Origin of the sequence: Mucilaginibacter ximonensis (assembly GCF_042686265.1) — a bacterium.
GTDB lineage: Bacteria > Bacteroidota > Bacteroidia > Sphingobacteriales > Sphingobacteriaceae > Mucilaginibacter > Mucilaginibacter ximonensis.
Window position 1 is genome coordinate 894,465 of sequence record NZ_JBHUPD010000001.1, and the last position, 19,424, is coordinate 913,888.

At 41.9% G+C, this 19,424-nt stretch carries 19 protein-coding genes and 1 other RNA gene; 13 read left to right on the plus strand and 7 right to left on the minus strand.

What is annotated here, in order from left to right; genetic code table 11:
- The first annotated feature begins 323 nt into the window (after positions 1–323).
- Together ACFS5N_RS04040 and ACFS5N_RS04045 are read left to right on the plus strand one after the other, a co-directional pair.
- Positions 324–1,490 carry a sensor histidine kinase gene (locus ACFS5N_RS04040; RefSeq protein ID WP_377182499.1) on the plus strand — a complete coding sequence of 389 codons (1,167 nt, stop codon included), beginning with the start codon at positions 324–326 and terminating at the stop codon, positions 1,488–1,490.
- A gap of 124 nt (positions 1,491–1,614) precedes the next feature.
- Positions 1,615–2,133: a DUF4251 domain-containing protein gene (locus tag ACFS5N_RS04045; RefSeq protein ID WP_377182501.1), complete on the plus strand. Its 519-nt coding sequence runs from the start codon at positions 1,615–1,617 to the stop codon at positions 2,131–2,133.
- A gap of 33 nt (positions 2,134–2,166) precedes the next feature.
- Here ACFS5N_RS04045 and dinB read toward each other — a convergent pair whose 3' ends face one another.
- Positions 2,167–3,351, minus strand: coding sequence for a DNA polymerase IV (gene dinB / locus ACFS5N_RS04050; protein WP_377182503.1), 1,185 nt, complete (start codon positions 3,349–3,351; stop codon positions 2,167–2,169).
- A gap of 74 nt (positions 3,352–3,425) precedes the next feature.
- On the opposite strand from dinB, the gene ACFS5N_RS04055 reads away from it, so the two are divergent.
- Positions 3,426–4,043, plus strand: coding sequence for a 2'-5' RNA ligase family protein (locus ACFS5N_RS04055; protein ID WP_377182505.1), 618 nt, complete (start codon positions 3,426–3,428; stop codon positions 4,041–4,043).
- On the opposite strand, the gene cysC is transcribed toward ACFS5N_RS04055, so the two are convergent.
- Together cysC and ACFS5N_RS04065 are read right to left on the minus strand one after the other, a co-directional pair.
- Positions 4,035–4,559: an adenylyl-sulfate kinase gene (cysC, locus tag ACFS5N_RS04060; RefSeq protein ID WP_377182507.1), complete on the minus strand. Its 525-nt coding sequence runs from the start codon at positions 4,557–4,559 to the stop codon at positions 4,035–4,037. The genes ACFS5N_RS04055 and cysC overlap by 9 nt on opposite strands.
- A gap of 3 nt (positions 4,560–4,562) precedes the next feature.
- On the minus strand, positions 4,563–5,687 hold the full coding sequence (locus ACFS5N_RS04065) for a sulfotransferase family protein (protein ID WP_377182509.1): 1,125 nt from the start codon (positions 5,685–5,687) through the stop codon (positions 4,563–4,565).
- A 188-nt stretch (positions 5,688–5,875) separates the two neighbouring features.
- On the opposite strand from ACFS5N_RS04065, the gene ffs reads away from it, so the two are divergent.
- The 9 genes from ffs (at position 5,876) to ACFS5N_RS04110 (ending at position 13,382) form a co-directional block, all read left to right on the plus strand.
- Positions 5,876–5,974, plus strand: an RNA gene (gene ffs, locus ACFS5N_RS04070) — signal recognition particle sRNA small type.
- A 113-nt stretch (positions 5,975–6,087) separates the two neighbouring features.
- Positions 6,088–6,270, plus strand: coding sequence for a hypothetical protein (locus ACFS5N_RS04075; protein WP_377182511.1), 183 nt, complete (start codon positions 6,088–6,090; stop codon positions 6,268–6,270).
- Positions 6,271–6,413: 143 nt separating this feature from the next.
- Positions 6,414–7,379: a YpdA family putative bacillithiol disulfide reductase gene (locus ACFS5N_RS04080; protein ID WP_377182513.1), complete on the plus strand. Its 966-nt coding sequence runs from the start codon at positions 6,414–6,416 to the stop codon at positions 7,377–7,379.
- 395 nt (positions 7,380–7,774) lie between these two features.
- Positions 7,775–8,422, plus strand: coding sequence for a GNAT family N-acetyltransferase (locus tag ACFS5N_RS04085; RefSeq protein ID WP_377182515.1), 648 nt, complete (start codon positions 7,775–7,777; stop codon positions 8,420–8,422).
- A gap of 152 nt (positions 8,423–8,574) precedes the next feature.
- The gene (gene argG / locus ACFS5N_RS04090; protein ID WP_377182517.1) at positions 8,575–9,771 is read left to right on the plus strand and encodes an argininosuccinate synthase; all 1,197 of its coding nucleotides are present in this window, start codon (positions 8,575–8,577) and stop codon (positions 9,769–9,771) included.
- Positions 9,771–10,133, plus strand: a complete 363-nt coding sequence (locus ACFS5N_RS04095; RefSeq protein ID WP_377182519.1) for a cupin domain-containing protein — start codon at positions 9,771–9,773, stop codon at positions 10,131–10,133. Before argG ends, ACFS5N_RS04095 begins: the two co-directional genes overlap by 1 nt.
- A gap of 13 nt (positions 10,134–10,146) precedes the next feature.
- Positions 10,147–11,130: an N-acetyl-gamma-glutamyl-phosphate reductase gene (argC, locus tag ACFS5N_RS04100; protein WP_377182521.1), complete on the plus strand. Its 984-nt coding sequence runs from the start codon at positions 10,147–10,149 to the stop codon at positions 11,128–11,130.
- Positions 11,131–11,192: 62 nt separating this feature from the next.
- Complete coding sequence (locus ACFS5N_RS04105) at positions 11,193–12,320, plus strand: aspartate aminotransferase family protein (protein ID WP_377182523.1); 1,128 nt, start codon at positions 11,193–11,195, stop codon at positions 12,318–12,320.
- A gap of 111 nt (positions 12,321–12,431) precedes the next feature.
- The gene (locus ACFS5N_RS04110; RefSeq protein ID WP_377182525.1) at positions 12,432–13,382 is read left to right on the plus strand and encodes an acetylornithine carbamoyltransferase; all 951 of its coding nucleotides are present in this window, start codon (positions 12,432–12,434) and stop codon (positions 13,380–13,382) included.
- Between the two features lie 12 nt (positions 13,383–13,394).
- Here the strand turns inward: ACFS5N_RS04110 and ACFS5N_RS04115 are convergent, their stop codons facing one another.
- Positions 13,395–14,642: a cation:proton antiporter gene (locus tag ACFS5N_RS04115; RefSeq protein ID WP_377182527.1), complete on the minus strand. Its 1,248-nt coding sequence runs from the start codon at positions 14,640–14,642 to the stop codon at positions 13,395–13,397.
- A 25-nt stretch (positions 14,643–14,667) separates the two neighbouring features.
- Positions 14,668–15,963, minus strand: coding sequence for an NAD(P)/FAD-dependent oxidoreductase (locus ACFS5N_RS04120; RefSeq protein ID WP_377182529.1), 1,296 nt, complete (start codon positions 15,961–15,963; stop codon positions 14,668–14,670).
- 93 nt (positions 15,964–16,056) lie between these two features.
- Here ACFS5N_RS04120 and ACFS5N_RS04125 point away from each other — a divergent pair, with 93 nt between their 5' ends.
- Positions 16,057–17,019: an alpha/beta fold hydrolase gene (locus ACFS5N_RS04125; RefSeq protein WP_377182531.1), complete on the plus strand. Its 963-nt coding sequence runs from the start codon at positions 16,057–16,059 to the stop codon at positions 17,017–17,019.
- A 57-nt stretch (positions 17,020–17,076) separates the two neighbouring features.
- On the opposite strand, the gene ACFS5N_RS04130 is transcribed toward ACFS5N_RS04125, so the two are convergent.
- Both ACFS5N_RS04130 and ACFS5N_RS04135 read right to left on the minus strand, forming a co-directional pair.
- Positions 17,077–18,984: a M56 family metallopeptidase gene (locus ACFS5N_RS04130; RefSeq protein WP_377182533.1), complete on the minus strand. Its 1,908-nt coding sequence runs from the start codon at positions 18,982–18,984 to the stop codon at positions 17,077–17,079.
- Between the two features lies 1 nt (position 18,985).
- Positions 18,986–19,348, minus strand: coding sequence for a BlaI/MecI/CopY family transcriptional regulator (locus tag ACFS5N_RS04135; RefSeq protein ID WP_377182535.1), 363 nt, complete (start codon positions 19,346–19,348; stop codon positions 18,986–18,988).
- Positions 19,349–19,424: the final 76 nt, after the last annotated feature.

The following is a 19,424-nucleotide window of genomic DNA, read 5'->3' on the forward strand; positions in this document are numbered from 1 at the left end:
GCAAATCTGAAAATATGGCGTTACTATTTATTTTAGTATGTCTTTTTGTCAAGTATACAGAGAAACCGACTGTCTTTTTGTAACAAATCTTATTAAAAAAGGTGTTATAAGTCACTGTGCGTTAAGCAAAATTTAATATTTTTGCCACCTGTAATCAAGGTTAAGTGGATACCCTTTTTTTTAGAAGTATACCGAAAAAGTATCGGGCGCCGTTTCGCAATTATTATACATTGCAGAATCTGCAGTCTATACGTAATTGCTCTATTATTTTCTTTGCCATAAATTTCACCTTGCGGGTGTTGATGCTTTCGCTACCTATTAGCGTGACTAAAGCCCAAAATTTTCCTGAATTTGACTTTACCAATTGGATTTACCTGGCAGTTACACCGTTGTTTTATATTGGTGCACGAGTGTTTCTGAAAATAATTAAAAAAACTAAAAAGGCTGATTCCTTTATGGTTCTGTTTGTTTTTGCCTTCGCGATATATATTATACTTAGTGGCATGTATTCGGCCTTTATATCAACAGGCGATCCGCGTAACTCATTAACAGTTTACCTGATAGCGCTGATTGTTATAAGCGTAATGTGTGTATTTGAGTATGATGAACTGATATTGCTGCTGGTATTAACCGAGATATTTTTTACAGCCCTAATGTTTTATGCACATGCTGATGCAACCAGTATGCTGTATGACCAGCTAATTTCTGTAGTGTTACTTTCGGGTTTCTACCTGATATCGCGGTATTTCTTTTCGTTTAAAGCCAGTTATTACCACCAGATTATCGAGATCCGCAGTAAAAACATCGAGATTGAGAAGGCGGGCGAATTTAAAAACCAGGTACTGGGCATGGTAGCGCACGATTTACGTAACCCTATCGGTGCGGTTGAGTCTATTGCTATGATGATGGAGCTAGACGAAATTGATGCCGATACGCAGGACAATGTAAACATGATTAAAGAATCATGTGCAAAGGCCCGCGGCATTCTTGACGATTTGCTTGAAGCGGCCAAAAACGAAAACATCAACGTTATTGAAACCCAAAAGGTCGAGCTCAATCATTACCTGAAAACAGTTATTGATTCGTGGAAAGTTCAAAACCGGTTTAATGTGGTGTTAAAAAGTGCAGTCAGCCCTATAAATGCGCAGTTAAATAAAGAGAAGTTTACGCGCGTAATGGATAACCTGATCAGCAATGCGCTTAAATTTTCAAAAGAAACTGATAACGTTGAGCTGCACCTTGCTCAGCAAGGCAATCAGGTAATCATACAGGTACAAGACCACGGCATGGGCATCCCGGAAGAAATGCTTCCTCATATTTTTGAACGCTTTAGCAAAGCGGGCCGCAGCGGGTTAAAGGGCGAAAAATCAACAGGACTGGGCCTAAGCATTGTAAAGCAGATTATTGAGAGCCACAAAGGTACCATAGGCGTTAACAGCGCTGAAGGTAAGGGAACTACATTTACCATACAGTTACCTGCTGTGCAATAGCGGCAACGGAATATATAAGCGCGATTGCCTTAAGCCGGCAGCGCTTAATTTCACCTCGCAAAATTATATCAAATAACTAAACCCATTCGTTATAAAGCTGTTAAGTATTTTAAACACTACGGTTATGAAAAATATAAAAATGCTTTGCGTTGCTTTTGCTTGCGTTTTGGGCATCCAATCTGGCTTTGCGCAAAAATTGACCAAAGCCGAGAAGAAGGCTGCTAAAGCCACTGAGATTAATCGCTTGATAGCATCAGGCAGTTATGTATTTGTGGCCGATTATGTTATACCCAACAGCATGCCCGGGCGTTCGTTGACGGCATCTTATGATGTTACCGTTACGCCGGATAAACTTGCCGTGTGGTTACCTTATTTTGGCCGCGCCTATGCAGCGCCGCGCGACCCATCTGAAGGTGGTGTAAAATTAACGACGACTGATTTTACCAATAAGGTGGTCAATAAAAAAAAGAGCTGGGAAATTACTTTAACGCCTAAGCATTCAAACTCGTCAGGCGCTGATGATGTACGTGACATGGTTTTAACTGTAGCTGAAGACGGTTATGCTTCGTTACGGGTTACCTCGTTAAACCGCCAGCCAATATCATTTAACGGGCATATTGAAGAGATTAAGCAAAGGCAATAAGCTTTTCTTATACACCAAGAAGGTTTGCCGCGCTCAATCTCTTAGAAAAGGGTTAAAATTGCGCGTGCCAATTGCCATACCTGAAGCACGGCAAACCGTCTTTTCGCCAAACTTAAAGTTAATTTTATCCATAGCCTGATAGAGTTTAATACGTTCCTCGTTATCTTCAAACAGATTAATCTGATAGCTACCCTGGCTAATATTACTCAGTTTCACGCCTATCAAACGTATCGGGCGATGGCCGTTCCAGGCCTTTTTGAGCAGGTTTTTAATCCCTGGAATCAAAATATGCTCGGCGGCCGTAAGCGCAATTTTTTCCTGAACTGTGTGTGTTTCAAAATTTGCGTAACGCACTTTAATGGCCAGGCATGAGGCCAGTTTATTTTCTTTACGAAGCTTGAAAGCCAGTTCTTCAGTCATGGATACCAGTACAGTTTCTAAAGTCTTTTTATCTGAAATGTCTGTTTCAAAAGTATTTTCGGTCGAGATTGATTTACGGTCGCTATGCGGTACTATCTCACTGTCATCGACCCCGTTGGCGCGCTCCCAGATATAACGGCCATGTTTGCCGAATACCGTTTCAAGAAATTTAAGTTCAACCCGCTGCAGGTCGCCAATTTTTTCGATACCGAATTGATAAAGCTTCTGGCAGGTCTTTTCGCCCAGCATAGGTATTTTGCGAATAGACATTGGCGCCATAAATTCTTTTTCGCTGCCATGCGGTATCAATAACTGCCCGTTAGGCTTAGCCGCATTTGTGGCCATCTTAGCCACAGTTTTGCAGGAAGCCATTCCGAAGGAAATGGGTAAACCTGTCTCGCGCATAATGCGTTGACGCAGCGCTGAGGCCAGCTGGTAACAGTCATGGAAACGATCCATGCCGGTCAGGTCAATGTAAAACTCATCAATGGATGTTTTCTGGTAAAGCGGCACACTGTCATGAATAATCTGGGTGACCTCGCGCGAGGCGATGCTGTAACGGCCATGATTACCGCGGATCACCACGGCGTGCGGGCACAACTTCATGGCTTGTTTCATAGGCATAGCCGAATGGATACCAAACTTACGCGCCTCGTAACTACAGGAAGCCACCACACCCCTGTCGGCCGAGCCGCCAATCAATACCGGCTTACCATTAAGGCTTGGGTCAAACTTGCGCTCAACCGACACAAAAAATGAATCGAGGTCAATGTGAACTATCCATCGCTTTGCTTCCATACAACAAATTTAAAATTAATTTGCACAATTACTAAAAATATTAGTAAAATTGTTTCCCACTAAATTTTTTGGCAATGAAGGGTTATACAGATTTCTTTATGTTGCTTTCGCCCTCAGAACGGGTGAAAGCCATTGTGCGTGAACATAAAAATTATGCCGCCGACGTAATTGGCGCTTATGAAAGTGAATATTCCACGGCGCATATTTCTGTTAACATTATGCCCAGGCAAAAGACTTTTTTAACCGAGCCGGGTATTCGCGAGTTCAGAAAGCGTTTATGTTTAATTCCACCCATCAGCTTAACCATTAACGGCTTTGACTATTTTGTTCATGGTAAAGATTACCGGACTATTTATGCACGTATCGTCAACACGCCCGAAACGAGTCACTGGTTCAAAATGCTGAAACACCATTTAAAGATCAAGGAATTTAGTGTGCCGCATATTACCATTTGCCGCAATATTCCTGTAGCCGACTTCGATTTGCTATGGGCCTATTTTAACTCGATAGAATGGCAGGAAACTTTCACTGTTAACTCCCTGACGGTTTTGCAACGCGAATCATTTGTAAGCTATGCTAAATGGGAACATTATACTGAGTTGCCGTTTGAAGGTAAAACGCAGTATAATTTAGCGCCGCAAAAGCAATCCCTCATAAAACCGTTAAATAGCCAGCAGACGAGTTTATTTTAGTTGGAAAATTATAAAATCAAATAGTTTTTTTGAGGAAATGTCGATGGTCTCGGCATCTGTATTTAATACCACGTCGGGGTTTTCAGGAGATTCAAAGATGTCATTAACGCCAGTGAGGTTATTTACCCTGTCGGGATGCCCTATTGGCAGCATAGCCCGATGGTAAAGCTTTTTGGTGTCGCGTTGCATTAACACATCCAGGCTACAATTGATGAATACAGTTTTAACACCATTATAGCGCTGCGTTATTTCCTGACGGACTTCATTGTAAGGATTAATTGCCGAGATGATAGTTATGATTTGATGCTTCGACAAAACATCGGCTACAAAGGCCAGGCGCCTCATGTTTTCATGGCGATCTTCTTTTGAGAAACCCAGGTCAGCACAGATATTTTTACGATAAACATCTCCGTCAATCACTTCGCAGGAAATACCCCTTTGCTGTAACTGTACTTGTACCGCATTAGCTATTGTGGTCTTTCCACTGCCAGACAATCCGCAAAACTGTATGATCATTAGCTACCTGAATAAAAGATGTTTAAGTTGTGTATAAGTCTTACTGAAGCCACTGGGCTTATCCAGCTGATAACCCAGTAAAGCTGCTTTGTTGCCCAGGTAAGCGGCAATTAATTTTTGATCCTTCGCGGTCAATACATCGTGTTGCTTATGTTCGGCTGATTTCAATATATCGCCGCATGACGCGTCTTTTTTAAATGAGCTGTTGGCTTGCACAGATATGCCCGCTGTACTTGCTTGTTTTAAGTGCGATGTGTTTGCAATGCTTAAAAAATCTGCCAACACGGCAATTGTTCGTTCCGGACTATCGCAAAGCTCTTCATATCGCAACAAAAAGAAACGCGAATCATCGGATAGTTCTTTATCTGTAGCTACCTGATATGATATCTTTAAAAAGCGCAAAGCGTTGCGCAAAGTGATGCTAGGTTCCATGACCTTGCGTGATGTCAGGGTAGCTATGGGGTTGCGCACCACCTGGATAATGCGGGCCCGCGGGAATTCCTGCCAGATCCGGTTAAGAAAACGTTCATTGGTTGGCGTTTTATCAACCCAATGTAATGCAGCTAAATTATTTGTGCACGATGCATAAGCCAGCACTACCGCCGAGTGAGGCCATTGGGTATGTTCATGATGCGGCAGCAGATGCCACCAGGCTAAAAAGCATCGTGCAAAATCAACGTAAGGCGACCCAAATTCATCGCTCCTGCCCAAAAGAAAATAAGGCGGCTGGTTAACCGGGTTAACCATACGTCGCAACCATTCGGTACCTAAATACTTTGCCCGATTATGACTTGGCTGCAGCTGAAGCTTAAGTTCAAGATTAGTGTAAAAAGTACCTTCTGAAGGCAACACCAAAAGTTGCGGATGGCCGTCAAGCAGGTTTTGAACCAGTGTTGTGCCACTTCGGTGTACGCCGCAAATAAAAACAGGATGTTGTATAAGGTTAAAACCCTGTTGTTGTTGATCTTCGCTCAACTGCGCCGGACCTAATCGCAAGGCTTCGGTCCAAATCAATCCAGACCATTTTAAAGCAGCGTTTAATAAGGCTGATGACGGAGAAGCGTCCAGCCTATTTTTAGGCAGTAAGTTTTCAAGTTCGTTTTCCGCCTCAATAATTTGTGTTAGCATGAGCAATAGCTGATTCAATTCTCTAATGCTGATACTGAAAAAAAGCTGTGGAGGTTGCTTTTTGGTTATTTTTAAGTAATCGTATCTAATAATCTTCCGTAAGTTACATTTAATCAGACTATTGCAGATATATGGCGGTTTTTTAACATTTTTTTAACCCATCGGCAACATTTTTCTATATTTGCGGCGGGTAAGTCTTTTACGGCCAGCTCCTCTTGAACTCCCCCAGGGTGGGAACACAGCAAGGGTAGAGAGTTGAGCGGCGCGATAAAAGTAGCTTACCCTTTTTTGTGCCTTAAATTTTGCTCAAAATATCTGCAAAAACACTTGCAAATCAGCCACTTTCTATTTAAATTTATTAGTGTAATTTCTTTCACAATAAATTTCGGAGGGAGCAACCATGAAGAAAAAAGACACAATGGTTTTTCAGTCTGATAAGCCTGAAGCCGACAGTACCGAAGCGCAAATCAGCAAAAACAATTATCAAAAGATGTATCGCGATCACCGTTCGAGCGATTATTACACGCATGGGCGACGTAATAAATTCCCGTTTGGCAGCAGCCAGGGGCCGCTTTACTTTTAAGGTTTTGTTTTGCGGGTTTGTTCGCCATGCCCTATTGAGTAAGTCATTCTAAATTCATTATTCTACAATCTGATAGTTAATATTTACGCATCAGCATATTATTGGTACCAAATCTGATTATAATTGCATAAAGTTCAATTATAATGCTTGATTTACTCATTATAGGCGGCGGCCCAATCGGTATAGCCTGCGGCTTGAAAGCCCAAAAGGCCGGACTAAGCTTTGTCATTATCGAAAAAGGCTGCCTGGTAAATTCGCTGTACAACTACCCTTCCACCATGACCTTTTTTTCGACTTCAGAAAAACTGGAGATCGGCGGGATTCCGTTTGTAACTATCAGTAATAAACCCACCCGTGCCGAGGCGTTGGAGTATTATCGGCGCGTAGCTACATCTAACCATTTGCCTATCAATTTATTTGAAGAAGTAAAGACTTTAAGCCGGGAGAATAACGCATATACTGTTGTTACCACCAAAGGCACTTATCAGGCCAAACGTGTGGTCATCTCAACCGGATTTTATGACGTAGCCGTCAATCTGGACATCCCAGGCGAAGATTTGCCTAAAGTACAGCACTATTATAAAGACCCGCACTTTTTTGCTATGCAAAAAGTGGTTGTGGTTGGCTCAAGCAACTCGGCCATTGATGTGGCGCTTGAAACCTATCGTAAAGGTGCTGATGTTACGCTGGTTATCCGGGGCGATGAAATAAGCCACCGCGTTAAATATTGGGTTAGGCCCGATATTATTAACCGTATCAAGGAAGGCAGCATTAAAGCATATTTTAACGCCAATTTGACCGCGATACGCCAGCATGAGGTGGATATTGAAACCCCTGAAGGCCCGGTTACCATTCCTAATGATTTTGTGATGGCCATGACGGGTTATAAACCAAATTTTGACCAGCTAAGAAAATGGGGGCTTATTTTGTCTGATAATAAGTTTATCCCTCAATACAACCCTGATACGATGGAAACCAACTTACCTGGCTTATATCTTGCCGGCGTGGTATGCGGTGGTTTAGATACACATCTCTGGTTTATAGAAAACTCACGTATTCATGCCGATATGATTATTGACGATATAGTGGCTAAAAAGTTTGGCAAGTGAATAGTTTATTAAGTAATTAGTTACCTTAACGTCATATTATACATACGTTTTGGCTATTCACCCTAACAACCAAAAACTAATTAACTTTTCTCTTGCATAAATAAAAATTAATGCAAACTTTTGCATCAAAATTCTGAATAAAGCAATAGACTATCAAAATGATACTGCAAACCTTAAATAAGCCCACTGTGAGAGCAATTGCTGCTCCGGTTGCTGCTGCTTTGGTTTCAACTGTTTTATTTATCCCATCACGACGAAGGCTATATATGCCACGGGTTTAATTACCGCATCCTCTATTGCCCGTCAAACAGAAGTTTTATTTAAAACTTCTCCCTCAAAAAAATCATTAATTATTTAGGCTTAGGCTAATTATTAACGGTAATTTTTTAATTACAATGACTATACAAGATTTCGATATTCAGGTTGCTACTGCACAGCATGTAGACTATGCGCCGCTCATTACTGATGAGATGGCTCAGTCGGCAAAAGCACGTGGTACCGGTATCGCACAACGTTCGCCCGAATATGTTGCCAACAAAATGCTTGAGGGCAAAGCGGTAATTGCTTTGCACAAAGATGGCACCTGGGCCGGTTTCTGTTATATTGAAACCTGGAGCCACGGCGATTTCGTTGCCAACTCCGGCCTAATTGTCGCACCACAATTCAGAAAGGCAGGCCTGGCCAAAGCTATCAAACATAAAATATTCGAGCTTTCACGCACTAAATATCCCGATGCTAAACTTTTTGGGTTAACAACCGGCCTGGCTGTTATGAAGATAAACTCAGAACTGGGTTATGAGCCGGTTACTTACTCAGAGCTTACACAGGACGAGGATTTTTGGAAAGGCTGCAAAAGCTGCGTTAATTACGACATACTGACGATGAAAGAGCGGAAGAACTGTATGTGTACCGCCATGCTGTTTGACCCGGTGGAGAAAGCTGCAGATGCGGAAAAACAGAAACAGGAAAATCTGGAAAAAATGACTAAAAAGGCTAACCTTTTCCGCCGGATTGAGGCTGCTATCAAAAGCTTCGGGCAGTAAAGCGGAAAGACGCAATATTTTACGTCTCTTTAAATACAATTAACACAGCCACAATATAATATTGTGGTTAATAAAACAGCTAGAGACACAAAACTTTGTGTCTCATAACAAATACAAAAACGCAAAGTATTGCGTCTCTACATCAAGTAAAAATGGAAAAGAAAAAAGTAGTTTTGGCGTATAGCGGAGGTTTAGATACCTCATTTTGTTGTATATACTTAACCCGCGATCTGGGTTATGAAGTGCATTCGGTAATTGTTAATACCGGTGGTTTTAGCGAAGAAGAATTAACAACCGTTGAGAAACGTGCTTATGAAATGGGGGTTACTTCACACCATGTAGTTGACGAAACTGAAAACTTTTACAACACCTGCGTGCGTTACCTTATTTACGGTAACGTATTAAAAAACAATACTTATCCATTGTCGGTAAGTGCTGAACGTGTTAGCCAAGCTACAGCTATTGCCAACTACGCCAAAGAGATTGGTGCCGAGTTTGTTGCTCACGGCAGCACCGGCGCCGGTAACGACCAAGTTAGGTTTGATATGATCTTCAATATCCTGATCCCTAACGTGGGAATCATTACCCCTATTCGCGATTTGAAGCTGAGCCGCGAGGAAGAGATTGAGTACCTGAAAAAACACGGGGTGGTGATGAACTTCGAGAAAGCTAAATACTCTATCAATAAAGGTATCTGGGGAACATCAGTTGGTGGTAAAGAAACGCTGACCTCTAATCTGGGCTTACCTGAAGATGCATGGCCTACACAGGTTACTGCAACTGAAAAAAGAAATATTGAATTAACTTTTGAAAAAGGCGAACTGGTAGCTTTGGATGGCAAACATTATGCGCACCCTACTCAGGTTATCCAGGAGTTACAGGCAATTGCAGGCCCTTACGGGGTAGGTCGCGATATTCATGTGGGCGATACCATTATAGGTATTAAAGGTCGCGTTGGTTTTGAAGCTGCGGCGCCGATGATCATCATCAAAGCGCATCATACTTTAGAAAAACATACGCTTACCAAATGGCAGCTTACCTGGAAAGACCAACTATCCATGTTTTATGGTAATTGGCTGCATGAAGGTCAGTTCCATGACCCGATTATGCGCAACATGGAAGCTTTCCTGACAGATACGCAGAAACAAGTTAGCGGCAAAGTATTTATTGAACTGCAGCCTTACCGGTTCCAGGTTGTAGGTATCGAGTCTGATCATGATTTAATGTCTAACAAATTTGGCAGCTATGGCGAAATGAACAACGCATGGAGCGGTGAGGACGTTAAAGGTTTCTCAAAAATATTTGGTAACCAGGTAATGATTTACCACAAGGTAAACAGTGCTGAATAATGAGTACGGTATTTTCAAAGAGCGAATGTTTACAACATTACATTTGGGGCGATGATTGCCACGGGTGGGTCTTTGTAGATACCGGCGCACTCTCGATAAAGCAGGAGCTGATGCCGCCAGACACAGCCGAACAATTGCATTATCATGAGTATGCAACACAGTTCTTCTATATTTTAAATGGCAGGGCCAAATTTACAGTAAATGGCGAAGTGATCGAACTAAGAGAGCACCAGGCAATACAGATCAACCCAATGGAACAGCATTTTATTGCCAATCATCAAAATACCGATTTGGAATTTATGGTACACTCCTACCCGTCAATAAATAACGACAGAGTTAACATTGAGCCCGGCAAAAACTAAAAATTGAATTAAAATGGCAAAGATAAAAGCAGGCATTATTGGTGGGGCAGGTTATACAGGCGGCGAGTTGCTGCGTATTTTGGTTAATCATCCGGATGTTGAGATTGCTTTTGTAAATAGCAACAGTAATGCCGGCAACTATTTATACGAGGTGCATACCGATTTGTTTGGTGATACCGAGCAAAAGTTTACCGGCGAGCTATCGACGGATGTTGACGTGCTTTTCCTTTGTGTGGGCCATGGCGATGCTAAAAAATTCCTGGATGCTAACCCAATACCTGACACGGTTAAGATCATTGATCTGAGCCAGGATTTCCGTTTAAGTAAAAATTCAAAATTAGAGAGTAAAAACTTTGTTTATGGTTTACCTGAGTTAAACAGGGATGCTATTAAATCGGCACAAAATATAGCTAACCCGGGTTGTTTTGCTACCACTATTCAGCTGGGCTTATTACCGTTGGCTAAAGCCGGTAAATTAGATAAAGAAGTGCATGTATCGGCCACTACCGGTTCAACCGGTGCGGGTCAGAGCCTGGCTCCTACTTCGCACTTTACCTGGAGAAACGATAACCTTTCGGTTTATAAGGTATTCGGTCATCAGCATTTAAATGAGATCGGCGAATCATTGAAACAACTACAACCTGACTTTACGCAACCAATCAGCTTTGTACCTTATCGTGGCGATTTTACCCGCGGTATCTTCGCTTCTATTTATACGGACAGCGATTTAACTGAGGAAGAAGCTTTAAAACTTTATCAAGATTTTTACGCTGGCCATCCGTTTACACATGTTACCAGCCGTAATATCGATTTAAAACAGGTAGTAAACACCAACAAAGTATTTATACAGGTTAAAAAATATGATAACAAGCTATTTGTTATTAGCATGTTAGATAATTTATTAAAAGGCGCCTCCGGTCAGGCAGTTCAGAACATGAACCTGCTGTTTGGCCTTGACGAGCGCGCAGGGTTACGACTTAAGGCGACCGGTTTTTAAACTGATAGCCACAGCCGTAACTTTTAATCAATCAATTATCTAAATTTTAACAGCAAATAAAAATGAAACCATTCGACGTATATCCTATAAACCCCATAAATATAGTTAAAGGCAACATGAGCCTTGTTTATGATGATAAAGGACAGGAATATTTAGATTTATATGGTGGCCATGCCGTTATTTCTATAGGCCATACCCACCCGCATTATGTAAAGAGAATAGAAGACCAATTACACAAATTGGGTTTCTATTCAAATTCTATCGAGATCCCAATTCAAAAAGAACTGGCTGAAAAACTAGGTCATGTTTCAGGCAAAGAAGATTACCAGTTGTTCCTGATCAACTCAGGTGCCGAAGCCGACGAGAACGCTTTAAAACTGGCCTCTTTTTACAATGGTAAGAAGAAGGTAGTTGCTTTTAAAGGCGCTTTTCATGGCCGTACCTCATTAGCAGTGGCTGTTACCGATAATCCAAAGATCGTTGCCCCGGTTAATGACACCGACAATGTGATCAGACTGCCGTGGGCTGATGAAGCTGCTTTAGAGCAAGCTTTTGCCGATCATGACGATATCTCGTCAGTAATTATTGAAGGTATTCAAGGGGTCGGCGGCATACAGGTTGCACCTGAAAGTTTCTTGCAAAAAATCAGATCGCTTTGCGACAAACATAATGCTGTTTACATTGCGGATGCCGTACAATGCGGTTACGGACGTACCGGTAAATTCTACTCGCATGATTTTGCAGGTGTCGACGCCGACATTTATACCATGGCTAAAGGCATGGGCAACGGCTTCCCTATTGGCGCTATCAGTATTTCGCCAAAAATGCAGCCGTCTTATGGTATGCTGGGCACCACATTTGGCGGCAACCATTTGGCTTGCGCAGCAGCATTAGCTGTTCTTGAAATTATGGAGCAGGAAAACCTGATGCAAAACGCCGCCGAAATTGGTGGCTACCTGATTGACGAGTTAAAGAAATTCAAGCAGATCACCGAGGTTAGAGGCCGCGGTTTGATGATCGGTATTGATTTACCAGCCGAGTTTGGCAACGCTAAAAAAGACTTGTTATTTAAACACCATATCTTTACCGGCGAAGCTAAACCAAATGTTATCAGGTTGTTACCTGCTTTGAACTTAACCAAAGCACACGCTGACAGATTTTTGGAAGCTTTAACTGGCGTATTGAAATAACTAAAAACCCGTTTGTCATCTCGAGCGGAGCGAATCTATACACAGCTTATTCAAGTTCGTGTATAGATCTCTCTTTTCAGTCGAGATAACAATAAGATATTGATTGAGACCATGAGATTATTTTCTTCTGTAAACGACGTTACCGACATCAACGCACTAGTCGCCGAAGGCCTGGAGCTTAAAAAGAATCCATACGCACATCAGCACCTGGGTAAAAACAAAACTTTGGGGTTGGTTTTCCTGAACCCAAGCTTGCGTACCCGTATGAGTACCCAAAAGGCGGCGCTTAACCTGGGTATGAACGTAATGGTATTAAACGTCGATAAAGAAGGCTGGGCTTTAGAGCTGCGCGATAATGTGGTAATGAACGGTACTACTGTTGAGCACATTCGCGAGGCCGCGGCAGTTATGGGTCAATATGTTGATATTTTGGGTGTGCGTTCATTTCCCGGATTAAAAAATCGCGAGGAAGATTATACCGAAGTGATCTTCAACAAATTTGTGGAGTATTGTGGTGTTCCCGTCGTAAGCCTTGAATCGGCTACGCGACATCCACTGCAAAGTTTGGCCGACCTGATATCGATAGAAGAATTAAAAACCCGACCGCGTCCAAAAGTTGTATTAACCTGGGCTCCGCATATTAAACCATTGCCACAAGCCGTACCCAATTCATTTGCCGAGTGGATGTGCAAAGCCGATGTCGACTTTGTGATTACCCATCCCGCTGGTTACGAACTGAGTACCGAGTTTACGCAAGGTGCAACAATCACCCACAATCAGGATGAGGCTATTGCTGATGCTGATTTCATCTACGTTAAAAACTGGTCGGCTTACGAGCCCTATGGACAGATATTTGGCGAAAATAACGATTGGATGCTAACGAACGACAGGCTAAAGATCACCAACAACGCTAAAGTAATGCATTGCTTGCCCGTACGTCGCGATTTAGAATTATCTTCAGAGATCCTGGATGGCCCTAACTCAATTGTTGTACATGAGGCCGGTAATCGTGTATGGGCTGCGCAAGCCGTGTTAAAGCAAATGCTTGAGCAATTGCAGTAATTTGCCAAATAGCTAATCCTCAGTTTTAGGTATAGAGGCGTCTATAACCTTGTTTAGCGTCAGTCCCTGCACAATTACTGAAAATATCACTATAAAATACGCTCCTGCTAAAATCACATAGCGATACGAGCCATAAGGTAGTGACAATGCCAGCGCTATTGAGATGCCACCGCGCAATCCCGCCCAGGTTAGTATATTAACGTTTTTTATAGTGTTACTGGCTATCTTCCTGAAGAACATTAGTGGCATCATGATGCTGACCCAGCGGGCTATAAGGATAACCACGATACCGATTCCTCCTATTAGCCAATAGTTTTCCAGATACGGCAGGTTAATCATCTGCAGGCCTATCATAACAAATAAAATGGTATTCAGCATTTCGTCTATCAATTGCCAGAATTTTTCCAAAGCCTGGTGCGAGTGCTCTGTGCTATCCATATTGATACTTCGGTTACCGGCAAACAGCCCCGCGGTAACAACCGCCAGGGGGATAGAAAAATGCAGATAAGCTGCTATCACAGATATGCTCATCACCAGGGCAACCGATACAAGTACAATGGTCTGAAAATCGGTTATACTTTTCATCAGCCTGAAGGCAACATATCCTAAAAACACGCCTAAGCATATCCCGCCAAAAACCTCCTTTATAAATAGTAAAGCAGCTTTTACCCAATCCAGATTATCCTCGCCAGACCGGGCGAACTCCAATAATGTTATAAAAAGCACGAGGCCAATACCGTCATTAAATAACGATTCGCCTGATATAATGGTTTCCAGATTGACCGGCAGTCGTGAATTCTTGATGATGGCCCCTACAGCAACCGGGTCTGTCGGTGATATTAAAGCTCCAAAAACCAGGCAATAAACTACCGGAATATGGATGTGAAATAAAAGTGTAATACCATAAAATAGCCAACCAAACACCAAAGTAGAGATAATCACCCCCAACGTACTGAGTAAAAATATGGGGCGCATTTCTTTTTTCAGGCGGCGCGTGTTAAGCGTAAATGAACCCGAGAAAAGCAGAAACCCTAACATAATATTGAGTACAGTGCTGGAGAAGTCGATATTTTTGGCGAGCAGCGTTAAGTATCGGGCAGAGTGCGGATCAATGCTATCAACAAAAATTGTCACAACAGAAGCTATAACGGCTATCAGCACAATGCCTATAGTGCCGGGCAACTTAACGTAGCGCGCATTAATGTAAGAGTAAAAAGCACTTACGATAACTAACAGGGCTATAATGACAAACAAATCCACGGGGGATTAACAGAAAGCTTAACATTTAGTTTTCAGCATCTACCGTTCGGGTACTTCTATTATAACTACGAACGATAAGTCGGTTGTCGCTATTTTTTGTAAAGTAATTAATCATCCAGGTTAAAATAACTGATGTTTTATTGGAGAAACCTACCAGCGACAGGATATGGACTAAGCCCCACAATAGCCAGGCAAAAAATCCCTGGAAATGAACTTTGCCTAAATCGGCCACCGCTTTGTTGCGCCCAATAGTGGCCAGTGTGCCCTTATCGCGATAAATAAAAGGCAGCGTTGGTTCATTTTTAATAATGCGCATGAGGTTGCTGGCCAGCCAGGCGCCTTGCTGTATTGCTGCAGGCGCAACCCCCGGATGGCCGTTAGGGTATTGCTCACTGATAATTGCCGAAACATCACCTATGGCAAATATATTGTCATAACCTTTTACGCGATTAATCTCATCAGTTTCAATACGCGAGCCGCGAACTATTTTTGCCTTTTCAATCCCCTCAGGCACCTCGCCCATCACCCCTGCGGCCCAAAATACATTACGGGCCTTGAGCACCATCCCATCGTCAATAGTCAGTGTATTACCATCGTAGCTTTTTACATGGACGCTATTGTAAATAATAACGTCATTAGCCGAAAGAAACTGTTTTGCCTTACGTGAGGCCCCGTCTGACATAGCAGCCAGCAATCGGTCCTTACCTTCAACCAGATACACTTTCATGTCCTGTTTGCTTAATCCGTGATAATCTTTCTCGAGTATCAGGTGACGCATTTCACCCAAGGCACCGGCGAGTTCTACGCCTGTCGGTCCGCCGCCTACCACCACAAAGGTCATAAGTGCCGCTCGCTCTTCTTTATCTTTCGTAATAAGTGCTCTCTCCAGGTGTTGTAGTGTTAGCCCGCGCAGATTCAGTGCCTCGGGCAAATTTTTCATCGGCATGGTGCAGGTTTCCAGTTCTTTATTACCAAAGAAGTTGGTATTCGAGCCGGTGGCAATCACCAGATAATCATAAGAGAAGTCGCCTATATTTGTGCTTACCGTATTTATTTCGGGGTTGATCTTTTCGACATTAGCCAGGTTAAACTGAAAATTTTCCTGGTAGGTAAATATTCTGCGTATCGGAAACGCAATCGAATCGGCCGGTATAGCACCCATGGCCACCTGGTATAATAATGGCTGAAAAGTGTGGTAATTATGCTTATCAAGCATCAGCACATTCACAGGTGCGTGCTTTAACTTTTTCGCCAGCTGTAATCCGGCAAAACCGCCGCCTATAATTACTACGCGCGGCTTGTGTGTATTCTGTTGATCCATATATGAAGGTGACGGACTTATGATTAATGGTTTTAGTGATTGCTAAAATATGCAAAGTGTATTTCTTATTTTTAGCTCTTCAGTAAAATAAGCATGAAAAGACATTTCGTTTACATTTTATCATTGTTAGTTCTAACAACTATCGCCCAGGCACAAACTAAAAAGATCGATAGCTGGACCGATGGTACATATCTCAACATTAATGGTGCCAAATTGTGGGTGGTAACAGTTGGCCAGGGCGACCCAATTGTCCTCATTGCAGGCGGCCCTGGCGGCGCGCACGTAGGTTTGCGCAGCTTTGATGCACTGGCCGATAACCACCATCGGCTGATTTATTTCGACGCTTTTGGCCGCGGTAAGTCTGACACTGCTAAGAATGTTTCTGAATATACGCTGGCGCGCGATATCGAAGACATAGAGGGTTTACGCAAAGCTTTAAAACTGGATAAGATCACTGTATTGGGCCACTCTTATGGCGGCGTAGTGGCACAAGGTTATGCCATAAAATATCCCGAACATTTAAGCCACCTGATATTGGCTGATACTTTTCACAGTTTTGTGATGTGGCAGGAAAACGACGATAGCTCGAACCGTGAGATCAAAAACAGCTATCCTGAAGTTTGGGACGAATTAATGAAAATTCGTAATGAGGGCGCTATATCAAGCGACGCTAAACATCAGGAAATTTACGGCAAAGTGCCTTACGGCTTTTTATATGCTTACAATCCGGACAAGTTTGCCGCCCGCGGCAGCAAACCATACCCTAACTCTTATAATTCAAAACTTTATTACCAGATGGTTGGTAAAGACGGCGACTTTATTGTAGGCAGTGACATTGGCACTTTCGACTATCGCAAACAATTAAAAGACCTGAAAATGCCGGTGCTGATTGTTACCGGCAGATATGACCGTGTTGCCGTACCATGGATGGCCATTAAGTTTAAAGAATATTGCCCACAGGCACAATTTGTAATGTTCGAAAAATCAGGACATAACCCACAAGTTGAAGAACCCGAGAAAGAATTTAAGATCATTAATGATTTTTTGGCCAGATAAACAAAAATAGGCGCTTATTAGCGCCCCTTTTTTTGTTGTAATAAAGTTTAGTTTAAATTATTTGGTGATAAAACCGGTTGGTACGGGAAAATATCCCTTCGGCAAATTATTTTTCTGATTCATTTCATAATGAGCTTCGCTGGTATCTCTTTCCAAATTAGCTGTTTGAGCCTGAGTGAATTTTCTTAAGGCGTCTTCGCTATAGAACTTGTTATCTATAAAAACACCGGCTTTCTCATTTGGCTGCACATTAATACTCGTAAAAGCGTTTGATTTATATTTGATAGCTACGACATCAAAGCCTTTGCCATTGGCACGGTCAAAATGAAAGCGACTATAAAAAGGCGAATTACTATTCATTACTGTTTTTCGGATAAAATTCTGCTCGCTTACAGTATTGGAAAGGTCGTTCTCCACATTACCGGGTATCGCCGGTATACGGTCAGGTGCAGGTTTACCGGCTATTGCGACAGGTTTTAATTTTCCTTCTTTTTGAATCTTAGCCTTTGATTGTGCGCCAGTCGGCTTCTTTAAAGTATGAAGCGTAAACACTGCGGCAATCCCTCTGGCATATTGCCCCTGTTTAACCATTTGTACCGATACTTCATCTGCCAACGCATCCATATCTTTGGGATCAATAAATCTGATATCGTTTTCGTTATAAAAAACGCCGTCAATCAAAAAGCCTATTTTATCCAGAGGCTGTATATCAACACTTGCGGATGCGCCTCTCCATTTATGCACAATGGCTTTGTCAAATGGTTTTCCGCTATTATCTTTCAAGTGCAAACGCACATAAAATTTATCAAATGCCACAGAACGCTCTTTTATAAGGTTTTCTTTTTCCTGTTCGCTCATGTAAACAATGTCACCTTTTTTGGTTTTGATATTTACCACAGCATCTGCCCATTTGCCGTTTACTACTTTAGCTGGTGCAACAGGTTTAATTTCAGAGGATTTGATGCAGGAGCCGCTAATTTTATAGACGATATCCTTGTCGTAACTTTTACCATCAATAAATACTTTAAAATCGTCGCCCAATAAGTCAATACCGGCAATAACACTGTACTGCTCTTGCTGAACAATATCATTTTTAAACCGGGCAAAGGCCAGGCAGCTTATCAATACCAGCGGTAAAATAAGCAGGTAGATTACTTTTTTCATATGATTTGTAGGTTTAGTGAATAGCATGGTAATGCGTCTTTTTAGCGGCACTTTGCTAAAACTGTTAAACAGTATATCCTGCCGGTTAATAGACAGATGTAACAGCATATCGGCATAACGCCCTTTGTCAGCCCGGCGACCAATTTCATCATCAACTTCAAATTCGTGATTCTCCTCAATAGCCTGCGCATAGCGATAAATAAATGGATTGAACCAAAAAGCTACTTGCATCAACCTTACTATCATCCTGTCAATAGAGTGCAGATGTTTTACATGTAACATCTCGTGCCCTAATACCTGTTCCATTTCTTCCGGATTCAACTCCCCACTGTTAAGCATTACGTAGTTAAAAAAAGAACCATTGCTGATATTCCCAATTGCTTTAATGATCCTCACTCCTCCAATTTTAGTAATCGAAGCATTTTTAAGCTTATTGAAGAAACGGGCAATAGTTACTATCAGTTTGATGAACAGCGTTATTGTTACAATTAAATAAGCAATCTCCGCGATCTTAACCCAATCAATAATTGTCCTGCTTGTCTGTTTGTCCGCTACATTAATTTGCAAACCCGCCGAAGGTAGTACCTGGTTAATTATGACCGCCTTTTGCATTATTATCGGTGCAGTTTCACGATGCACGGTTATGGTAAGCAATGGGATAACCACGCTTAGCAACAACGTCGCCAGTAAATACCAGCGGTTGATGGTAAAAAAGGTTAGTCGCCTGAGCAGCACAAAATAGAATCCATAAAAAACACCCATGCAGGCGCTTACCTGCCACATGTAAATAATTGGCTCCATATTATTTATTTTTATCGATGATGTCCTTGATCTTATTGATATCAGCCTCGCTTAGTTGTTCTTCTTTCACCATGAAAGATAAAAGGCTTTCAACCGAATCATCAAAATAACCAGAGATCATCTTTTTGAAGAAAGTCTTACGATATTCTGTTTTGGAAATGAGCGGAAAGTACTCATAGGTTTTACCATAAGCTTTATATCCTACATATTCCTTTTTCTCTAATAGCCTGACTACCGATGATATGGTGTTATAAGGCGGTTTAGGGTCATCGGGTAAAGCATCGATAATATCTTTTACGAAACCTGTTTTAAGTTTCCATAATATCTGCATTACACGCTCTTCGGTTTTGGTTAATTCTTCCATAAATCAAATCTAAAACTAATTTTTCAGTTTCAAAACTTATTTTTCAGTTATATAACTATTTTATAAGTTACATAGT

Coding starts and splice junctions, on each gene's coding strand:
- ACFS5N_RS04135 (WP_377182535.1), bottom strand. CDS start 19,348: ATGGAAGAATTAACCAAAACCGAAGAGCGTGTAATGCAGATATTATGG.
- dinB (WP_377182503.1), bottom strand. CDS start 3,351: ATGGAAGCAAAGCGATGGATAGTTCACATTGACCTCGATTCATTTTTT.
- ACFS5N_RS04110 (WP_377182525.1), top strand. CDS start 12,432: ATGAGATTATTTTCTTCTGTAAACGACGTTACCGACATCAACGCACTA.
- ACFS5N_RS04055 (WP_377182505.1), top strand. CDS start 3,426: ATGAAGGGTTATACAGATTTCTTTATGTTGCTTTCGCCCTCAGAACGG.
- ACFS5N_RS04125 (WP_377182531.1), top strand. CDS start 16,057: ATGAAAAGACATTTCGTTTACATTTTATCATTGTTAGTTCTAACAACT.
- ACFS5N_RS04065 (WP_377182509.1), bottom strand. CDS start 5,687: ATGCTAACACAAATTATTGAGGCGGAAAACGAACTTGAAAACTTACTG.
- ACFS5N_RS04085 (WP_377182515.1), top strand. CDS start 7,775: ATGACTATACAAGATTTCGATATTCAGGTTGCTACTGCACAGCATGTA.
- argC (WP_377182521.1), top strand. CDS start 10,147: ATGGCAAAGATAAAAGCAGGCATTATTGGTGGGGCAGGTTATACAGGC.
- argG (WP_377182517.1), top strand. CDS start 8,575: ATGGAAAAGAAAAAAGTAGTTTTGGCGTATAGCGGAGGTTTAGATACC.
- ACFS5N_RS04095 (WP_377182519.1), top strand. CDS start 9,771: ATGAGTACGGTATTTTCAAAGAGCGAATGTTTACAACATTACATTTGG.
- ACFS5N_RS04080 (WP_377182513.1), top strand. CDS start 6,414: ATGCTTGATTTACTCATTATAGGCGGCGGCCCAATCGGTATAGCCTGC.
- ACFS5N_RS04120 (WP_377182529.1), bottom strand. CDS start 15,963: ATGGATCAACAGAATACACACAAGCCGCGCGTAGTAATTATAGGCGGC.
- ACFS5N_RS04105 (WP_377182523.1), top strand. CDS start 11,193: ATGAAACCATTCGACGTATATCCTATAAACCCCATAAATATAGTTAAA.
- ACFS5N_RS04130 (WP_377182533.1), bottom strand. CDS start 18,984: ATGGAGCCAATTATTTACATGTGGCAGGTAAGCGCCTGCATGGGTGTT.
- cysC (WP_377182507.1), bottom strand. CDS start 4,559: ATGATCATACAGTTTTGCGGATTGTCTGGCAGTGGAAAGACCACAATA.
- ACFS5N_RS04045 (WP_377182501.1), top strand. CDS start 1,615: ATGAAAAATATAAAAATGCTTTGCGTTGCTTTTGCTTGCGTTTTGGGC.
- ACFS5N_RS04075 (WP_377182511.1), top strand. CDS start 6,088: ATGAAGAAAAAAGACACAATGGTTTTTCAGTCTGATAAGCCTGAAGCC.